The organism is Streptomyces venezuelae ATCC 10712 (assembly GCF_008639165.1).
GTDB lineage: Bacteria > Actinomycetota > Actinomycetes > Streptomycetales > Streptomycetaceae > Streptomyces > Streptomyces venezuelae.
Genome location: NZ_CP029197.1, coordinates 6,466,144 through 6,480,936, shown reverse-complemented (window position 1 = coordinate 6,480,936; position 14,793 = coordinate 6,466,144). Strand labels below are relative to the sequence as shown.

The window sequence follows — 14,793 nt, the reverse complement described above, 5'->3', positions numbered from 1 at the left end:
AGGTACTGCCCTTCGTGCTGAGATGCGGGTCTACTCAACAGCTCAATGGCGCGCTCGGGGAGGGCAATGTGGCGGATACCGCCATGTCTGGTTCCGAATCAAGGGGTGGCGACGATCCGTCCCTCGCCTACGGCAAGGAGACTCCCGTGGAGACCGCCATATGGCGGCTCCGCTCCCGAGGATGCTGGACGGACGCGGCCGCGCTGCTCGCCCCGCACGCGACCGAACCCGCCGCCGCACTCGAACGGGCCGCGCTGTTGATCGAGCGCTGCCTCTACACCGAACAGGGCTGGTCCGACGCGGAGGAGGCGCTCCGGGCGGCCGAGGCGGTGGCCGGCACCGACGAGGAACGCGGCGCCGCCGCCTGCGAACGCGGTTATCTGGCCTACGCGTCGACGCTGCTCGGGGTACGGGACCGGGCCGACGAGGCGCGGATGGCGCTGGGCCGGGCGGCCGCCCTGATCGCGCCCACCGCCGAGGGCCGGCCGCTGCTCGACCTGCGGCGCGGGCTGATCGCACAGAACCTCGGCGACTCCCCGCAGGCGGCCAGGGCCGCGTACCGCAGGGCGCACGCCGGGGCCACCGCGCAGGGCGACTCGCTGCTGCTCTCCTCCACCTGGCGGCACCTCGCCGGACTCGCCCTGCGGGAAGGCGAGTTGGCGGAGGCGCGACACGGCTTCGCGGAGTCGCTGCGGATCCGCGAGGAGCTCGGCTACCTGGTGGGTACGGCCCCGGCCCTCACCGCGCTCGCCACCACCGAGACCGAACCGGAGGCGGGCCGGCTGCGCGCCGAGGCCCGGCGTCTCTTCCGCCTCCTGGGCGGCGTGCCCACCTGGCTCGCGAGCCAGCTGACACCGCAGCCCGCGACATGAAGTCCCCTGCGCCGAGGGGCCGGTGACGCTCCCTCAACTGATGCCGTCCGGCGGCCCCTCGGCGCATGACCCGCGCGAAGGTCACCGGGGGGCCAGGCAGACCAGGCTCTCGTCGGTGCCGATGAGCAGGGAGCCGCCGCCGGTGACGGCGACCGCGCGGACCGGGGGGCCCGGGCGGAACGCGAGCGTCGGGCCGCCTTCCGGTCGGTGCAGTTCGACCAGGCCGTCCCCCCAGGCCACGGCGACCAGAGGACCGTGCGGGGTCTCGGTCGCGTGCAGGGAGACCACCGGCGAGGGGCGTTCGGCGAGGGGCTCGGGGCGCGGGTCCTGTCCCGGGGTCCAGAGCCGGACCGTCCCGTCGGCGCCGCCCGAGCAGACGAACGGGGTGCCGGACTCCACCGCCGAGACCGCCGTCACCCGGCCGCTGTGCGAGGCGGCCTGGTGCAGGCCGCGCAACCCGAAGGCGTGCACGGAGCCGAGCCGGTCCCCCACCACCACCGAACCGGCGATCGCCGCGAGGGCGGTGCCCGGGTGACGGGCCAGGGTCGCCGAGACGGCCTCCGTGAGGCGCTCCAGGTACGGGGCGCGCGGCGCCGTCCCGCGTACGGTGTGCAGCCGGCCCCGGTCGTCCAGCAGGAGGACCGTGCCGTCGGGCGCGGGCGCGAGCGCGGTGACCCGGCCCGGGACGGTGTGCGCCAGGCGCCCCGCCGGGCTCGCGTCGGCCTCGTGGAGGAGCCGTACGGTCCCGGTGCGGTCGCCGACGAGGACGGTGCCCTCCAGGGGGCCGGCCGCCGCGCCGAGCACGGTGACCGGGCCGGGCCAGGGCGGGGTCAGATCGCCGCGATGGCGGGCCCAGCGGAGCCGCCAGGGCGCGGCGGCCGCGAGTTCGGCGAGCGCGGGGCGCAGCCGGGGGTCGGCCCCGTCACCGAGCGCGGAGAGCAGGACCAACGCCCGGTCGGCGGGGGCCTGTTCACGACAGAGCGACTGCCCGGCGCGCATCCAGGCACTGCGCAGTCCGCCGTGGTCCCCGGCGGCGTTATCGCCGGGGCGGGCGGGGACCTCGGGTCCGTCGAGGGTGCCCGGCAGTCCGGCGGCGGCGGAACCGGTGACGTACGCCGTGGTGACGAGCAGCGGGTCGGCCGTGCAGACGGCCACCGGGTCGGACAGGTCGGGCCGCGGCCGGGCCCGCTCCGGCGCGCCGGAGCCGCCGGGGTCGGCGTCCCCGTCGAGGTCCACGACGGTGACCCGGCGGTCGGTGCGCAGGGCGGCGGGCGCCGGGGTGCCGCTGCGGGCCTCGACGACGAGCCGGACCCGGCCCACGCCCGCGAGTTCGGCGATCAGGTCGGTGAGGGCGGCGGGTTCGGCGGCGGCGTGCAGATCGGTGAGGAGGAGGACGGCGCGTCCGGCGGGCCGGGCCTCGCTGGTGGCGAGGGCGTGCACGAGGTCGCCGGGCGACCTGGCCACCACCCCGAGCCGGTCGGCGATCGTCCACGTCGCGCCCAGCGCGCTCTGCCCGGCCAGCGGGACGAGCACCCGGGCCGTACGGCGGCGCGGCCGCCCCGCGCGCGGACCGTGCTTGGCGAACCAGCCGAGCAGGGCCGTCTTCCCGCTGCCGGGGGCGCCGGTGACGAGGCAGAGCCGGGGCGCCTCGGGATCGGTGAGCCAGCCGAGCAGGGCGGTGGCCTCGGTCTCCGTACCGGTGACGGGTCGGCCTCCGTCCGCCGGGGACGGGGTCGCGGACGGCATGGGGCACCTCACGGGCGACGCGGTACGGGCGGCTGTCGCCCTTGACCTTAGTGGGCGAGGGCCCCCTGGGACCGCCCCGTCGCGGGACGGTCTTCGGGGAGCTTCCGAGGGTTCTCGGGGCGGGTCAGGCGTCGGGGTCGCCGCCGCCCAGGACGAGCTTGAGCCGGCCGATCTGGACCTGGGCGGCGCGCTCGGCGCGCTCGCGTCCGAAGTCGCCGGTGCTCACGTAGGACACCACGCTGCCGACCCGCATGTAGACGCCGACGTAGTCGTCCCGCTCGACGGCGAACGACTCGTCGGCGCCGCCGCTCTCGACCTTCACCGGCGTGAAGGGACCGCCCTCGCCCTGCGGCGCCTGCCGCTTCTTCTCCACCGCCTTGAGCACGGCGGTCGCCTCCGCCTCCGTGCCGAAGGTGTAGAGGGTGAAGGTGGCCTGGTCGTCGGAGGAGTTGCCGGCCAGGACCAGGTCCTTGATGCTTCCGGACTTCACGCCGGCGCAGTCCACGCCCTCCAGGTTGTCGGCACAGAACTTCGCCGCGGCGGCCTCCGGGACCACCTCGGGGTCGCCGCCGGTGTACGTACCGTCGGTGAACTCCGCCGACACGGGCAGGGCCTTGAGCAGTCCGGTCGCGTCCAGCGAGGCCGGCTGCGACTGCTCCTTGCCGCCCGCCCCCGCCCCGTCCGCGGCGCCCGGGGCACCCGTGGCGCCCGCGGCGCCCGCGGCGCCCCCGGCCGGGTCGGTTCCGTCGCCGCCCCCGCATCCCGCGAGTGCGGCCACCATGGCCGCCGCGACGACGATCCCCCGTACGCCCGTCCTCATTCCGACTCCCCCTGTGGCTTTGCCGATTGACATGATCATCAAAGCCTAGCGGGCCGCCGGGGTCAGGCGTTCGAGCCGGTGAAGTGCTCCCGGACGAGGGATTCGACGACCGGGAGGTCCTGGACGATCAGCGCGTCCAGGAGCGCCGAGTGCTCGGCCGCGTCGGCGACGAGCACGCCGTGCCGGACGGCGGGGGCGCTGATCAGGGGCCACTGGGAGCGGCGGTGGAGGTCGTCGGCGACGGCGAGCAGCTGCTCGTTGCCCGCGAGGGAGAGGACGGCCCGGTGGAAGGCCCGGTCGGCCTCCGCGTAGTGGGCGCGGTCGCCCCGGGCGGCGGCCGCCGAGGTCGCCTCGGCGAGCGGCCGGAGTTCGGACCAGCGGGCGGCCGGGACGGTACGGGCGAGCCGCAGCATGACCGGGACCTCGATGAGCGCGCGGACCTCGGCGAGTTCGGCGAGTTCCCTGGGGGTGCGCTCGACGACGCGGAAGCCGCGGTTCGGCACGACCTCGACGGCGCCTTCGACGGCGAGGCGCTGCATGGCCTCGCGGACGGGGGTGGCGGAGACGCCGAAGCGCTCGCCGAGGGCGGGGGCGGAGTACACCTCGCCGGGGACGAGCTCGCCGCCGACGAGGGCGGTACGGAGGGCGTCGAGGATCTGGATCCGGACGGAGTGCCGCACGATCCGGGCGGCGGCAGGCGGCGCCTCGCAGCGCGCGTGCTCCTCCAGGGCGTCGGGGACCCGCGTGACCGGCCCGGGCCGGCGACCCCCGGCCTCGTGCCCCCCGGCCTCATGGCCCCCTGCCTCGTGCCCCCCGGCCTGGTCGGTCCTCTGGTCCCTGGCCGGGTCGGTCCTCTGGTCCCTGGCCGGGTCGGTCCTCTGATCCCCGGCCGAGTCGGCCCTCTGGCCCCCGGCCGCTTCCGCGCCGGCTCCGGGGCCCCGTGGCGGCTCCATGCCACGGGCCGTGGCCTGCTCCGGGACGCGTACGGCGTGGGCGGGTCCGCCCGGGGTGCCGGGGGCGTCGCCGGAGGGCGGCGGATGCCCCTCCACCCCCCGCTCGCGCGCTGCGCCCTGCTCCACCCGGGTCCTCCTGCGGCCTCGTGCCGGGCCCGGCTCGCGTGGCGCGGGTCCTCTGTGCACCATAGGCGAACGGGCCGACATCAGGGGTGTGAGGGCTGCCTCGCTGGTGGGAGCCGTCGGACGGTGGTGAGAGGTGACACCGGATCGGGTAAGGTAAGGCTAACCTGCCAACGATCGCGATTCGGTGGTCCCCATGACCGTCCCCGCCCTGTTGCCCGCCCTCCCGACCTCGCCCGTCGCGGCCGCCTACGCCCGGCTCGCCGAGGTCTTCCCCCATCTGCGGATAGAGGAGCACGCCCGGGACGAGCGGCTGCCGCTCGGCGCCGGATGGGTCGGCGCGGAGCAGCTCGCGGCCGGCGGCGCGGACCTCGACGCCTTCCTCGCCTGGGACAACGCGCAGGTGCTGCGCGACTACGGCACCCAGGCCCGCCCCGACGTCGTCGCCAGCTTCGGACTGCACCGGTACGCCTGGCCGGCCTGCCTCCTGGTGACCGTCCCCTGGTTCCTCGACCGCCGGGTGCCGCGACTGCCCGCACGGAACGTCTCCTTCCAGCGGACGCTCGGCCGGCTGGCGGTCCGCGTGGAGGAGTTCGCCTGCCTGCCGGGCGACCCCGCCGCGGCGCTCCCCGGCGCCCGGGTCGTCGCCGACGAGGACGCCCTGCGGGCCGAGGTGCGGTCCTCGCTCGCCGAGCACTTCGAGGCGATCCTGAACGGATTCGGCGCCCGGATGCGGCGCGGCCGCCGCGCCCTGTGGGGCATGGCCACGGACGAGATCGTCGAGGGCCTCTGGTACGTCGGCGCCCTGTTCGGGGAGGAGCGGCGGGCCATGGACGAGCTCGAACTCCTGATGCCGGGGACCGCCAAGCCGTACGCCGGTGCCGCGGGCTTCCGGGAGCTCCCCGGGGCCGAGGGGCCGGACGGCGCCCCGCGCGCCACCCGCGACCGGGCGACCTGCTGCTTCTTCTACACGCTGCGCCCCGAGGACACCTGTCTCACCTGCCCGCGCACCTGTGACGCGGACCGGGTCCGCCGGCTCGCCGCGACCGCCTGAGGCTCCCGAGTGATTACGCCACCCGGACGGGTGGCGTAAATCGAACTCAACTCCCCTTCCCTGCATGGGTGTTCGACCAGATCGCACCTATTCGTATGCCCTGGCGCCCCGATGGCGTGCTCTTGCCCGGAAACCCCTTGAGCGCCCCGCGGGGTCGGCCAGTATGGGCCGCCAAACGCCCTACTGCGATGCAAGGGACACCGCATGAGACTGACCGACATATCGCTGGACTGGCTGCTTCCGGGTGGCGTCATGGTGGCCGGAGTCCTGACGGCGGTGGCGGTGCTCGCGCGCGGGAAGCGCGCCGGTGACCAGGCCGCGGCCGAGGACTCCTGGGAACGCAGCGAGGAGCGCCGCAGACGCAAGGAGGCCGTCTACGGCACCGCTTCCTACGTCCTCCTCTTCTGCTGTGCCGCGGTCGCCGCGGCCCTCTCGTTCCACGGGCTCGTCGGCTTCGGCCGGCAGAACCTCAACCTCACCGGGGGCTGGGAGTACCTCGTCCCCTTCGGCCTCGACGGCGCCGCCATGTTCTGCTCGGTGCTCGCCGTCCGCGAGGCAAGCCACGGCGACGCGGCCCTCGGATCACGCCTGCTCGTCTGGCTGTTCGCGGGCGCGGCGGCCTGGTTCAACTGGGTGCACGCGCCGCGCGGCCTGGGTCACGACGGTGCTCCGCAGTTCTTCGCGGGCATGTCCCTCTCGGCGGCGGTCCTCTTCGACCGGGCGCTGAAGCAGACCCGCAGGGCCGCGCTGCGCGAGCAGGGCCTGGTGCCCCGCCCGCTGCCGCAGATCAGGATCGTGCGGTGGATGAGGGCGCCCCGGGAGACCTTCGCCGCCTGGTCGCTGATGCTCCTCGAGGGCGTACGGACCCTGGACGAGGCGGTCGACGAGGTGCGGGAGGACCGCCGGGAGAAGGAGCAGAACCGCATCCGGCGGCGCGACCAGGTCAAGCTCGACCGGGCGCGGCTCAAGGCGATCAACCGCCAGCACCGGGCCTTCGGGCTCGGCCGGGGCGGCGGCCGCCAGGTCGAGATGGCGGCGCTCAACGCGTCCGCCAGCAGCGGTGCGGGCCCGGGTTCGGGGTCCGGCACCGGATCGGGCACCGGCAACGGTTCCGCGACGGCCTCCGTGCAGGCCGCCGTCGCGGAACCCGCCATAGCGGACCCGGGACAACTGCCGCTTCGACCCCGGCCCTCCCTCCAGGCCGTCAGGGGAGGTGACACCCACCCGGGTGACTCCCGGACGGTGGACCTCACGGCGGAGGACGACACCCAGGCGCTGCCCCGGCTCGACTCCCTGGAGCGCAAGCTCAAGGATCTGGAGCAGCAGTTCGGCTGAGCGCCCCTCGCGCCCACCACAGATCGGCGGGGCCGCCTCTCAGGCGGCCCCGCCGTTCAGTTCGAACCACACCACCTTGCCCACCCCGTGGTCCTCGACTCCCCAGGAGTCGGCCAGCGCCTCCACGAGGACGAGCCCCCTGCCGTGCGTACCGTCGTCGGCGGGCGGTACGTGCGGTGGTGCGAGCCCGGGGACAAAGTCACGGACCTCGACCCTCAGCTGCTCGGGCACGACCGTCGCGGTCACGACGGCGCCGTGCTCGGTGTGGATCAGGGCATTGGTCACCAGTTCGCTGGTGAGCAGTTCCGCCACGTCGGAGGCGCCCGGCCCGCCCCATTTCCGGAGCAGTTCCCGCAAGGCGTGTCGCACCTCCGGCACCGCGGTGAGATCGGCGCATCCCACCTTTCTGAGCAGTTGAGTCGGCTGTCGTGCCTCCCCGGCCATATCCCCCACCCACAGATCGCGTCGAACAGGCTCACGGGGATGCATGCCCCGCCATAACGCCCGCATTCCCTCAGAGTCGGGGCACGTTGCGCAGGTTGGAGCGGGCCATCTGGAGCATCCGGCCCACTCCGCCGTCCAGGACGATCTTGCTGGCGGAGAGCGCGAAGCCGGTCACCATGTCGGCGCTGATCTTCGGGGGGATGGAGAGCGCGTTGGGGTCGGTGACGACGTCCACGAGGGCCGGGCCCTTGTGCTTGAAGGCGTCCTTGAGGGCGCCGGCGAGGTGCTTGGGCTTCTCGACGCGGACGCCGTAGGCGCCGGCGGCGCGGGCGATGGCGGCGAAGTCGGGGTTCTTGTTCGTGGTTCCGTACGAGGGCAGTCCGGCCACGAGCATCTCCAGCTCGACCATGCCGAGCGAGGAGTTGTCGAAGACGATCACCTTCACGGGCAGGTCGTACTGCACGAGAGTGAGGAAGTCACCCATCAGCATGGAGAATCCGCCGTCGCCGGAGAGCGAGACGACCTGCCGGTCCCGGTCGGTGAACTGGGCGCCGATGGCCTGGGGCAGGGCGTTCGCCATCGAGCCGTGGCTGAACGAACCGATGATCCTGCGCCGTCCGTTGGGGGTGAGGTAGCGGGCCGCCCAGACGTTGCACATGCCGGTGTCGACGGTGAACACGGCGTCTTCGTCGGCCAGTTCGTCGATCACGGAGGCGACGTACTCGGGGTGGATCGGCACGTGCTTCTCGACCTTGCGGGTGTACGCCCTGACGACGCCTTCGAGCGCGTCGGCGTGCTTCTTCAGCATCTTGTCGAGGAAGCGGCGGTTGCTCTTGGCGCGGATCCGTGGGATCACACAGCGCAGGGTCTCCCGGACGTCCCCCCAGACGGCGAGGTCGAGCCGGGAGCGGCGGCCGAGGTGCTCGGGCCGTACGTCCACCTGAACGATCTTGACGTCGTCGGGCAGGAAGGCGTTGTACGGGAAGTCGGTGCCGAGCAGGATCAGCAGATCGCACTCGTGGGTGGCCTCGTAGGCGGCGCCGTATCCGAGCAGTCCGCTCATGCCGACGTCGTACGGGTTGTCGTACTGGATCCACTCCTTGCCGCGCAGCGCGTGGCCGACCGGTGCCTTGACCCGCTCGGCGAACTGCATCACCTCGGCGTGCGCCCCGGCCGTGCCGCTGCCGCAGAACAGGGTCACCCGTTCGGCCTCGTCGATCATCCGCACCAGGGCGTCGATCTCGGCGTCCCCGGGGCGGACGGTCGGCCGGGAGGTGACGAGCGCCGTCCCGGCCGTCTTCTCCGGGGCCGGCTGGGAGGCGATGTCGCCGGGCAGCGAGACGACGCTGACGCCGCGGCGGCCGACGGCGTGCTGGATCGCGGTGTGGAGCAGCCGGGGCATCTGCTGCGGGTTGGAGATGAGCTCGCTGTAGTGGCTGCACTCGCGGAACAGCTGGTCGGGGTGGGTCTCCTGGAAGTAGCCGAGGCCGATCTCGCTGGACGGGATCTGCGAGGCGAGGGCCAGAACCGGCGCCATCGAGCGGTGGGCGTCGTACAGGCCGTTGATGAGGTGCAGGTTGCCCGGGCCGCAGGAGCCCGCGCAGGCGGCGAGGCCGCCGGTGATCTGCGCCTCGGCGCCGGCGGCGAAGGCCGCGACCTCCTCGTGCCGCACCTGGACCCAGTCGATGGAGGGGGTACGGCGGATGGCGTCGACGACCGGGTTCAGGCTGTCGCCGACGACGCCGTACAGGCGCCGGACGCCCGCGCGGACGAGGATGTCGACGAACATTTCCGCCACGTTCTGTTTGGCCATGGCTCCATCAACCCACGGCCCGGCGGGTCGCGCCCGGTGGGTTACGCCTCCCAGACGCCCGCCCCGGTGCGGTCGTCGGCGTATCCGGTCACCCTCAGCTGGGTGTCGGCGAGGAACGCGGCGAGGCCCGGCGGCTCCTTGTCGGCCCAGCGGGCGGCGAGCTCACGGGCGAGCGCGGGCTCGCCACGCATCGGCTCGGCGAGACCGGGCGAGGCGAGGAGCAGGGTGTCGCCGGGACGGGCGACGGAGGCGCGGAAGCGGAACGGCTCGGCGGGCGGCGGCACGGGTCCCTCGACGAGCGGCCCCGGGCCGGTCGTGATGCCTAGGTCCATGGTGAGCCGGTCGCCGTCCTCCGTCTCCTCGGCGAGCGCCGCCGGGGCGGCCGCGGCCGGGCCGGGCGGCGAGCCGAAGCCGACGACGGGCGCGCCGGTGACGGCGGCGGCCTCGGGCAGCAGCGGTTCGATGTCCTGCCAGGCGCCGTCGCGGAGCCGGAAGAGGCCGCCGCCGCCGATGCCGAAGAACACCCGGGTGCGGCAGCCGGGGTCGGCGGGGACCAGCAGGCAGCGGAGGGTCGCGGTGTACTCGTCGGGGGCCAGGCCCCGCTCGGCGGCGCGGGCCCGGAGCTTGCCGTAGGTGCGGTCGGTGAGCCGGTGCAGTCCCGACTTGAGCTCGCCGCGGCGGCCGGACCTGATGTCCTCGGAGAGCCGGGCGTGGCTGCGGCAGACGGCCTCGGCGATCCACCGGCAGGCGTCGGCGGCCGCGAGGTGGGCGTCCTCGGCGGCGCGGGAGCCCGCGGCGACGGCGACGAGGACGAGCGCGCTCTCGTCGTGGCCGAAGCGGGCGGTGAGCAGGGCGTCGCGGCGGGGCTCGCCGCGGTAGCGGGCGGAGTCACCGCGTACGGAGGCGGCCCGCAGGGTGCAGGTGCCGTACCGGGCCCCGTCGAGCACGGTGTCGGCGACCAGTTCGCCGAGCTCCCCGGGACGGGCGACGGGCAGCGCGGTCGGCTCGGCCTCGTAGGTGGGCGGCCGGCTTCCGACGTATCCGGTACGGGGCCGGGGCACGGAGACCTCGACGGTGAGGTCGGTGTCGTCCTCGGGAGCCACGGGCGGGGGGACGGGCACCTGGACGGTGGGCGGCTCGACGGGCGGGGCGGCTCGACGGGCGGGGGCGGCTCGACGGGCGGGGCCGCGGGCGGGTCGGCGGGCGGCGGCGCTACCGGCGGCGGCGCGGGGAAGGTCTGGGGCCCGGCGTGCGGCGTCTCCCAGGGGGCCCGGCCGGGCACCGGGGGCGGCGGGGCGGGGCTCGGTGGCGGAGGCGGGGCGGGGCGCGGCGGCGGGGCGGGCCGCGCGGGCGGGGTCGGCGCGGGAGCCGCCGCCCGGGGGTCCTGGCGGTCGGGCGCAGCGCCCGGCCGCTCGGTCGTGGTCGCCCGGGACGCCGTCGTGAAGTGGTCGTCGAGGGTGTCAGCCGTCGCCGCCGGAGCCGTGTCCGGCTCCGACTCGTCGTAGAGCTTGTCCCACCAGTTGTCGTCCCCCTGCTGAGTCATGCCCTTATTGTCCACCGCACGGGCCGCCCGAAAACGGGACATCAGGAAAACCGTTGCGGCAAATGGGTGGTCCGCCGGGCGGCCCCACCCCCCACGGGAAGGACGCCCGGCGGACCGGCGTGATCAGCGCACGTCGTAGGCGCGGACCACGGTCTGGGTGACGGAGTTGCCGTTGGCGTCCGTCAGTTCGGTCTTCAGGGTGACCGGCTTGCCGGCCGCGCCCGTGTGGTTCACGGTCGCGGTCCACGTGCCGCCCCGCTGGGAGACCCGCGCTTCGGTCCAGGTCGTGCCTCCGTCGTAGGAGTACGAGAGCTTGGCCGAGGTGAGCGCTGCGGGGGTGTAGCCCGCGTGACCCGTCGCGGTGAGGCCGATGTGCTGGCCGTCGGTCGCGGCGAGGGTCTTGAGTCCGTCCTCCGGAAGGTCGTACCGGGGGAAGAGAATCGGGATGCCCTGAGAATAGACGCTCTCGTCAAGCTTGGAGGTGAATTTCCAGACCGAGTTGACGGCGGTGGAGCGGGCCCACACCTTGCTGCCGATCTTCATGACGTTCTGTTCGAGGGTGTACGTCCCCTCGTCGGCGGGCACCGGGAAGGCGCCGAACGGCCAGCCGGACTCGCCGAGGACCTCGCCGTCACGGCTGAGGCGGAGGTTGCCGATGTCGCCGAAGGAGCCGGGCTCGCCGTGGTGGGTGGTGTCGCCCCAGATCGCGGCGGAGAAGCCGATGTAGTCGCCCTGGCGCTCGGCGACGAGGACCGGCTTGCCGGTCGCGTCGCGCGGGGCGGTGGGGGCGACCGCCCCGTCGTACCAGCTCTCGGTGCGGCGTTCCCCGGCCTTGTAGGTGTGCGGGGTGCCGATCATGTACTCGCCGAACGGGAAGCTGGACGAGAGCATGCGGTCCCAGCTGGTGTCCCCTGCGGTGTAGTACTCGGTGCGGGTGCCCGGGGCGGGCACGGTCGCGAGGTCGCCGAAGCCGATCGCCAGGCCGCTGGGCCGGGTGGCGCCGCCGAAGTCGAGGAAGTCGTTGGCGACGCCCATCGCGCGGTAGGTGGACTCGGTGCGGCCGAGCTGTCCGTCGCGGACGCGGTAGTTCTTGTCGCCGCGGATCGAACCCCGCTCGGGGAAGGCGAGGTTGTAGAGGTACGGGCTCTTCGCCGTGGCCTTCCAGGAGAGCGTGACCTCGCCGGCCGCGAGCCGGGCGAGCAGCGCCGCGCCCTCGGTGGAGTCGACGGCGAGGACCGGGAACGCGGCGCCGGTGAACCCGGCCGACGGGTACCAGCGGCCGGGGCCGGTGCGGTATCCGAGGACGGCCACCGCGCCCGCCGCCTTGGCGTCGCGTGCGACGGTCGCCGCGGCGGTGGAGGTGTCGGGGAAGCGGACCAGGGCGACGCGGCCCTGGACCCCGGCGGCCTTGAGCTCGTCGGGGGTGCCGGCGCCCGCGTCGGCGAGGCGGGCGGAACCGGCGCCGTCGAGGTTGGCGGAGCCGGTGGAGCCGGTGACCGGGTGCAGGGTCAGGCCGTCGCCGGTCCGCAGGGAGGAGATCTGCGGGGCGGCGGTGCGCCAGTAGCTGCCGAACTCGAAGTCGCCCTCCTGGGCGGCGCCTTCGACGGAGGCGTAGTAGCCGCGGATGGTGCGGCCGCCCGCGGCGGTGCCGGCGTGGATCCAGAAGTCGTCCCAGGAGCGGGCGAAGGCGAGGGTGGTGCCGCGGGCCTCGGACGCCTTGTCGGTCGTGACCGACAGCTTGTGGGCCCTGCGGGCGTCGAGGACGACCGTGGTGTCCTTCTTCAGCTCAAGCTGCGGGCGGCCGAGGTAGCTGAGCGAGTCGTTCAGCGTGGCGCCCTCCCCCGCGTCGGGGGTGGTGACGAAGGAGGAGAGGAAGTAGCTGCCGGGGCGCAGCCGGTAGACCTGGTCGGCGGCGCCGTCGTTGAAGCGGCGCTCGCCGCTGGCGACGTCGGTGCCGATGACGTCGAGGGAGGAGGCGCCCGCGGCGGGCTCGCCCTGACGGTCGATCAGCTTGACCCGGAGGGTGACGGTCTCGGGCTCGACGTAGAGCGAGAACGGGGTGGAGACGTGGACGCCGCCCTTGCCGGTGGCGATCACACGGCCGGTGACGTCGCCGTACTGGGCGCGGTCGAGGCGGGCCGCCGGGTCGAGTTGCAGCGGGACCCGGACGGTGGCGCCGGCCGGGACGGTGACGGTGCGGCTGCCGAGGCGGGCGATCGGACTCCGCACGGCGGAGCCGTCGTTGCCGGTGACCTTCTCGACGGCCAGGTTCAGCGTGACCGGGGCGTCGGAGGTGTTGGTGTACGGGACGGAGACCGAGGTGCGGTCGGTCCTGTCCTGCGGCCAGTTGTAGGTGCCGCCCTGGACGGCGGGGGCGCCGAGGACGGTCTGGTCGATGGCCGCCTTGACGTCGAGGCGGCCGCCGCCGACCTCGCGGACGTCGCCGGGGACGGAACTCTCGGCGGAGGCCACGAGCGCGGCCTTGATCTGCTGGGCGGTCCAGTCGGGGTGGCGCTGCTTGACGATGGCGGCGGCGCCCGCGACGTGCGGGGTGGCCATCGACGTACCGGACATGGACTGGTAGGCGTACACGCCGCGGCCGCCGGCCGCCGCGGCGGAGATGCCGACGCCGGGCGCCGCTATCTCGGGCTTGAGGGTGTGGTTGACGATCGTCGGGCCGCGGCTGGAGAAGTACGCGGTGGAGTCGTCGCGGTCCGTGGCGCCGACGGTGAGGACGCCGGGCGCGCAGCCGGGCGAGGAGACCGTGTTGAGGGCGGGGCCCGAGTTACCGGCGGCGATGACGAACAACGTGCCCTTGTTCTGCGCGAGTTGCTCGGCGGCGACGCTCATCGGGTCGGTGCAGTCGGTGGGTTCGGGGTTGCCGAGGCTCATGGAGACGACGTCGGCGCCCTGGGCGACGGCCCATTCCATGCCGGCGATGATCCAGGAGGCGGCGCCCGAGCCGGAGTCGTTGAGGACCTTGCCGTTGAGGAGGGTCGCGCCGGGCGCGACGCCCTTCTTCTTGCCGCCGCTCGCCGCGCCGGAGCCGCCGACGGTGGAGATGGTGTGGGTGCCGTGGCCCTGGCGGTCGTCGGCGCTGTCGGAGTCGGTGAAGTTCTCCGAGGCGGCGACCCGGCCCTTGAGGTCGGGGTGTTCGACGTCGGCCCCGGTGTCGAGGACGGCGACCTTGGTGCCGGTGCCGTCGTAGCCGGCGGCCCAGGCCTCGGGGGCGTGGACCTGCTTCGTCGAGCGCTCCAGGGTGGCCTGGACCTTGCGGTCGAGCCAGAGCTTCTCGATCCCGGCGGCGGAGCGGGCCGCGGGGGCGTTCAGGTCGGCCCAGAACGTGGCGGCCTGCTTCTTGTCCGCCTTGAGGGCGACGCCGTCGACGGCCTTCAGGACCTGGCCGCGCTTCGCGCCGCGCGGGGCGGCGGGGACGGAGCGGGCGAGGTCGGAGCCGTAGACGGCGATGAGCGGCAGGGTCGGGGTGGCGGCGTCGTCGTAGCCCTGGCGGACGAGTCCGGTGACGTTGAAGAGTTCCTGGTCGACGCGGCCGGCGGCGAGCGCCTCGGTGGCGCCCTCGGGGTAGACGTAGAGGTCCTGGCCGGAGCGGCGGGTCTGGACCAGGGGGACGGTTCCGTCCTCGCGCGGCAGTGCGGTGGCGGCCGGGTTGCCGTCGGCGTCGTGGGTGACCACGACGCGGTCGCCGGTGACCAGGGTCACCGTGGCGGCGCGGTCCCCGGCGCGGGCCGGGGCCTCGCTGCCTACCAGCGGTCGCTTGCCGGCCGTGCCGTCCCGTGGCTCGTTCGCCACGGACGGCGCGACCGCGGTGACGGCCAGGACGACGGCGGTCGCCGCCCCCAGGGCCGTACGCGAAATCGGGCGCATCGCTCTCCCCATCTGATTCCGGAAAAAGGGCACAAGACACCCGTCTCCGGGAGCTGTTGGTGCTGCGGTGGCGCCACATTGGCAGAGGTGAGGGCGGTACAGGGATGATGGGCGAGGCGGGAATACGCCGTGGCCGTTTCCCGCCAGGTCACCAACGGAACGAATGCCTCCGGTGAACGTCCCGGGAAGAATCCGGGGCGCCCGT

General features: G+C 74.4%; 10 protein-coding genes. 3 read left to right on the top strand and 7 right to left on the bottom strand.

What is annotated here, in order from left to right:
• Positions 1-83: 83 nt before the first annotated feature.
• The gene (locus tag DEJ43_RS29845) at positions 84-872 is read left to right on the top strand and encodes a hypothetical protein (protein WP_041663045.1); all 789 of its coding nucleotides are present in this window, start codon (positions 84-86) and stop codon (positions 870-872) included.
• An 81-nt stretch (positions 873-953) separates the two neighbouring features.
• Here the strand turns inward: DEJ43_RS29845 and DEJ43_RS29840 are convergent, their stop codons facing one another.
• From DEJ43_RS29840 to DEJ43_RS29830, 3 genes are all read right to left on the bottom strand, one after another.
• The gene (locus DEJ43_RS29840) at positions 954-2,618 is read right to left on the bottom strand and encodes a WD40 repeat domain-containing protein (protein WP_015037130.1); all 1,665 of its coding nucleotides are present in this window, start codon (positions 2,616-2,618) and stop codon (positions 954-956) included.
• 124 nt (positions 2,619-2,742) lie between these two features.
• On the bottom strand, positions 2,743-3,438 hold the full coding sequence (locus tag DEJ43_RS29835) for a hypothetical protein (protein WP_015037129.1): 696 nt from the start codon (positions 3,436-3,438) through the stop codon (positions 2,743-2,745).
• Positions 3,439-3,500: 62 nt separating this feature from the next.
• The gene (locus DEJ43_RS29830) at positions 3,501-4,517 is read right to left on the bottom strand and encodes a GntR family transcriptional regulator (RefSeq protein WP_324603802.1); all 1,017 of its coding nucleotides are present in this window, start codon (positions 4,515-4,517) and stop codon (positions 3,501-3,503) included.
• A 193-nt stretch (positions 4,518-4,710) separates the two neighbouring features.
• Between DEJ43_RS29830 and DEJ43_RS29825 the strand changes: the two genes are divergently transcribed.
• Together DEJ43_RS29825 and DEJ43_RS29820 are read left to right on the top strand one after the other, a co-directional pair.
• Positions 4,711-5,568: a (2Fe-2S)-binding protein gene (locus DEJ43_RS29825; protein ID WP_015037127.1), complete on the top strand. Its 858-nt coding sequence runs from the start codon at positions 4,711-4,713 to the stop codon at positions 5,566-5,568.
• Between the two features lie 204 nt (positions 5,569-5,772).
• Positions 5,773-6,903: a DUF2637 domain-containing protein gene (locus DEJ43_RS29820; protein ID WP_015037126.1), complete on the top strand. Its 1,131-nt coding sequence runs from the start codon at positions 5,773-5,775 to the stop codon at positions 6,901-6,903.
• Positions 6,904-6,942: 39 nt separating this feature from the next.
• On the opposite strand, the gene DEJ43_RS29815 is transcribed toward DEJ43_RS29820, so the two are convergent.
• The 4 genes from DEJ43_RS29815 to DEJ43_RS29800 all read right to left on the bottom strand — a co-directional run bounded on the left by DEJ43_RS29815 (position 6,943) and on the right by DEJ43_RS29800 (position 14,588).
• Positions 6,943-7,392: an ATP-binding protein gene (locus DEJ43_RS29815; RefSeq protein ID WP_051025957.1), complete on the bottom strand. Its 450-nt coding sequence runs from the start codon at positions 7,390-7,392 to the stop codon at positions 6,943-6,945.
• 25 nt (positions 7,393-7,417) lie between these two features.
• Entirely contained in the window at positions 7,418-9,160 is a 1,743-nt protein-coding gene (locus tag DEJ43_RS29810) for a pyruvate dehydrogenase (protein WP_015037124.1), read from the bottom strand.
• Positions 9,161-9,201: 41 nt separating this feature from the next.
• Positions 9,202-10,263, bottom strand: coding sequence for a protein phosphatase 2C domain-containing protein (locus DEJ43_RS29805; protein WP_244322132.1), 1,062 nt, complete (start codon positions 10,261-10,263; stop codon positions 9,202-9,204).
• 563 nt (positions 10,264-10,826) lie between these two features.
• Positions 10,827-14,588 carry a S8 family peptidase gene (locus tag DEJ43_RS29800; RefSeq protein ID WP_015037121.1) on the bottom strand — a complete coding sequence of 1,254 codons (3,762 nt, stop codon included), beginning with the start codon at positions 14,586-14,588 and terminating at the stop codon, positions 10,827-10,829.
• Positions 14,589-14,793 lie beyond the last annotated feature (205 nt).

Bases quoted from the DNA above. Each gene is read 5' to 3' on its own strand.
- DEJ43_RS29845 (WP_041663045.1), top strand. From the start codon at position 84: ATGTCTGGTTCCGAATCAAGGGGTGGCGACGATCCGTCCCTCGCCTAC.
- DEJ43_RS29815 (WP_051025957.1), bottom strand. From the start codon at position 7,392: ATGCATCCCCGTGAGCCTGTTCGACGCGATCTGTGGGTGGGGGATATG.
- DEJ43_RS29825 (WP_015037127.1), top strand. From the start codon at position 4,711: ATGACCGTCCCCGCCCTGTTGCCCGCCCTCCCGACCTCGCCCGTCGCG.
- DEJ43_RS29835 (WP_015037129.1), bottom strand. From the start codon at position 3,438: ATGAGGACGGGCGTACGGGGGATCGTCGTCGCGGCGGCCATGGTGGCC.
- DEJ43_RS29800 (WP_015037121.1), bottom strand. From the start codon at position 14,588: ATGCGCCCGATTTCGCGTACGGCCCTGGGGGCGGCGACCGCCGTCGTC.
- DEJ43_RS29820 (WP_015037126.1), top strand. From the start codon at position 5,773: ATGAGACTGACCGACATATCGCTGGACTGGCTGCTTCCGGGTGGCGTC.
- DEJ43_RS29810 (WP_015037124.1), bottom strand. From the start codon at position 9,160: ATGGCCAAACAGAACGTGGCGGAAATGTTCGTCGACATCCTCGTCCGC.
- DEJ43_RS29840 (WP_015037130.1), bottom strand. From the start codon at position 2,618: ATGCCGTCCGCGACCCCGTCCCCGGCGGACGGAGGCCGACCCGTCACC.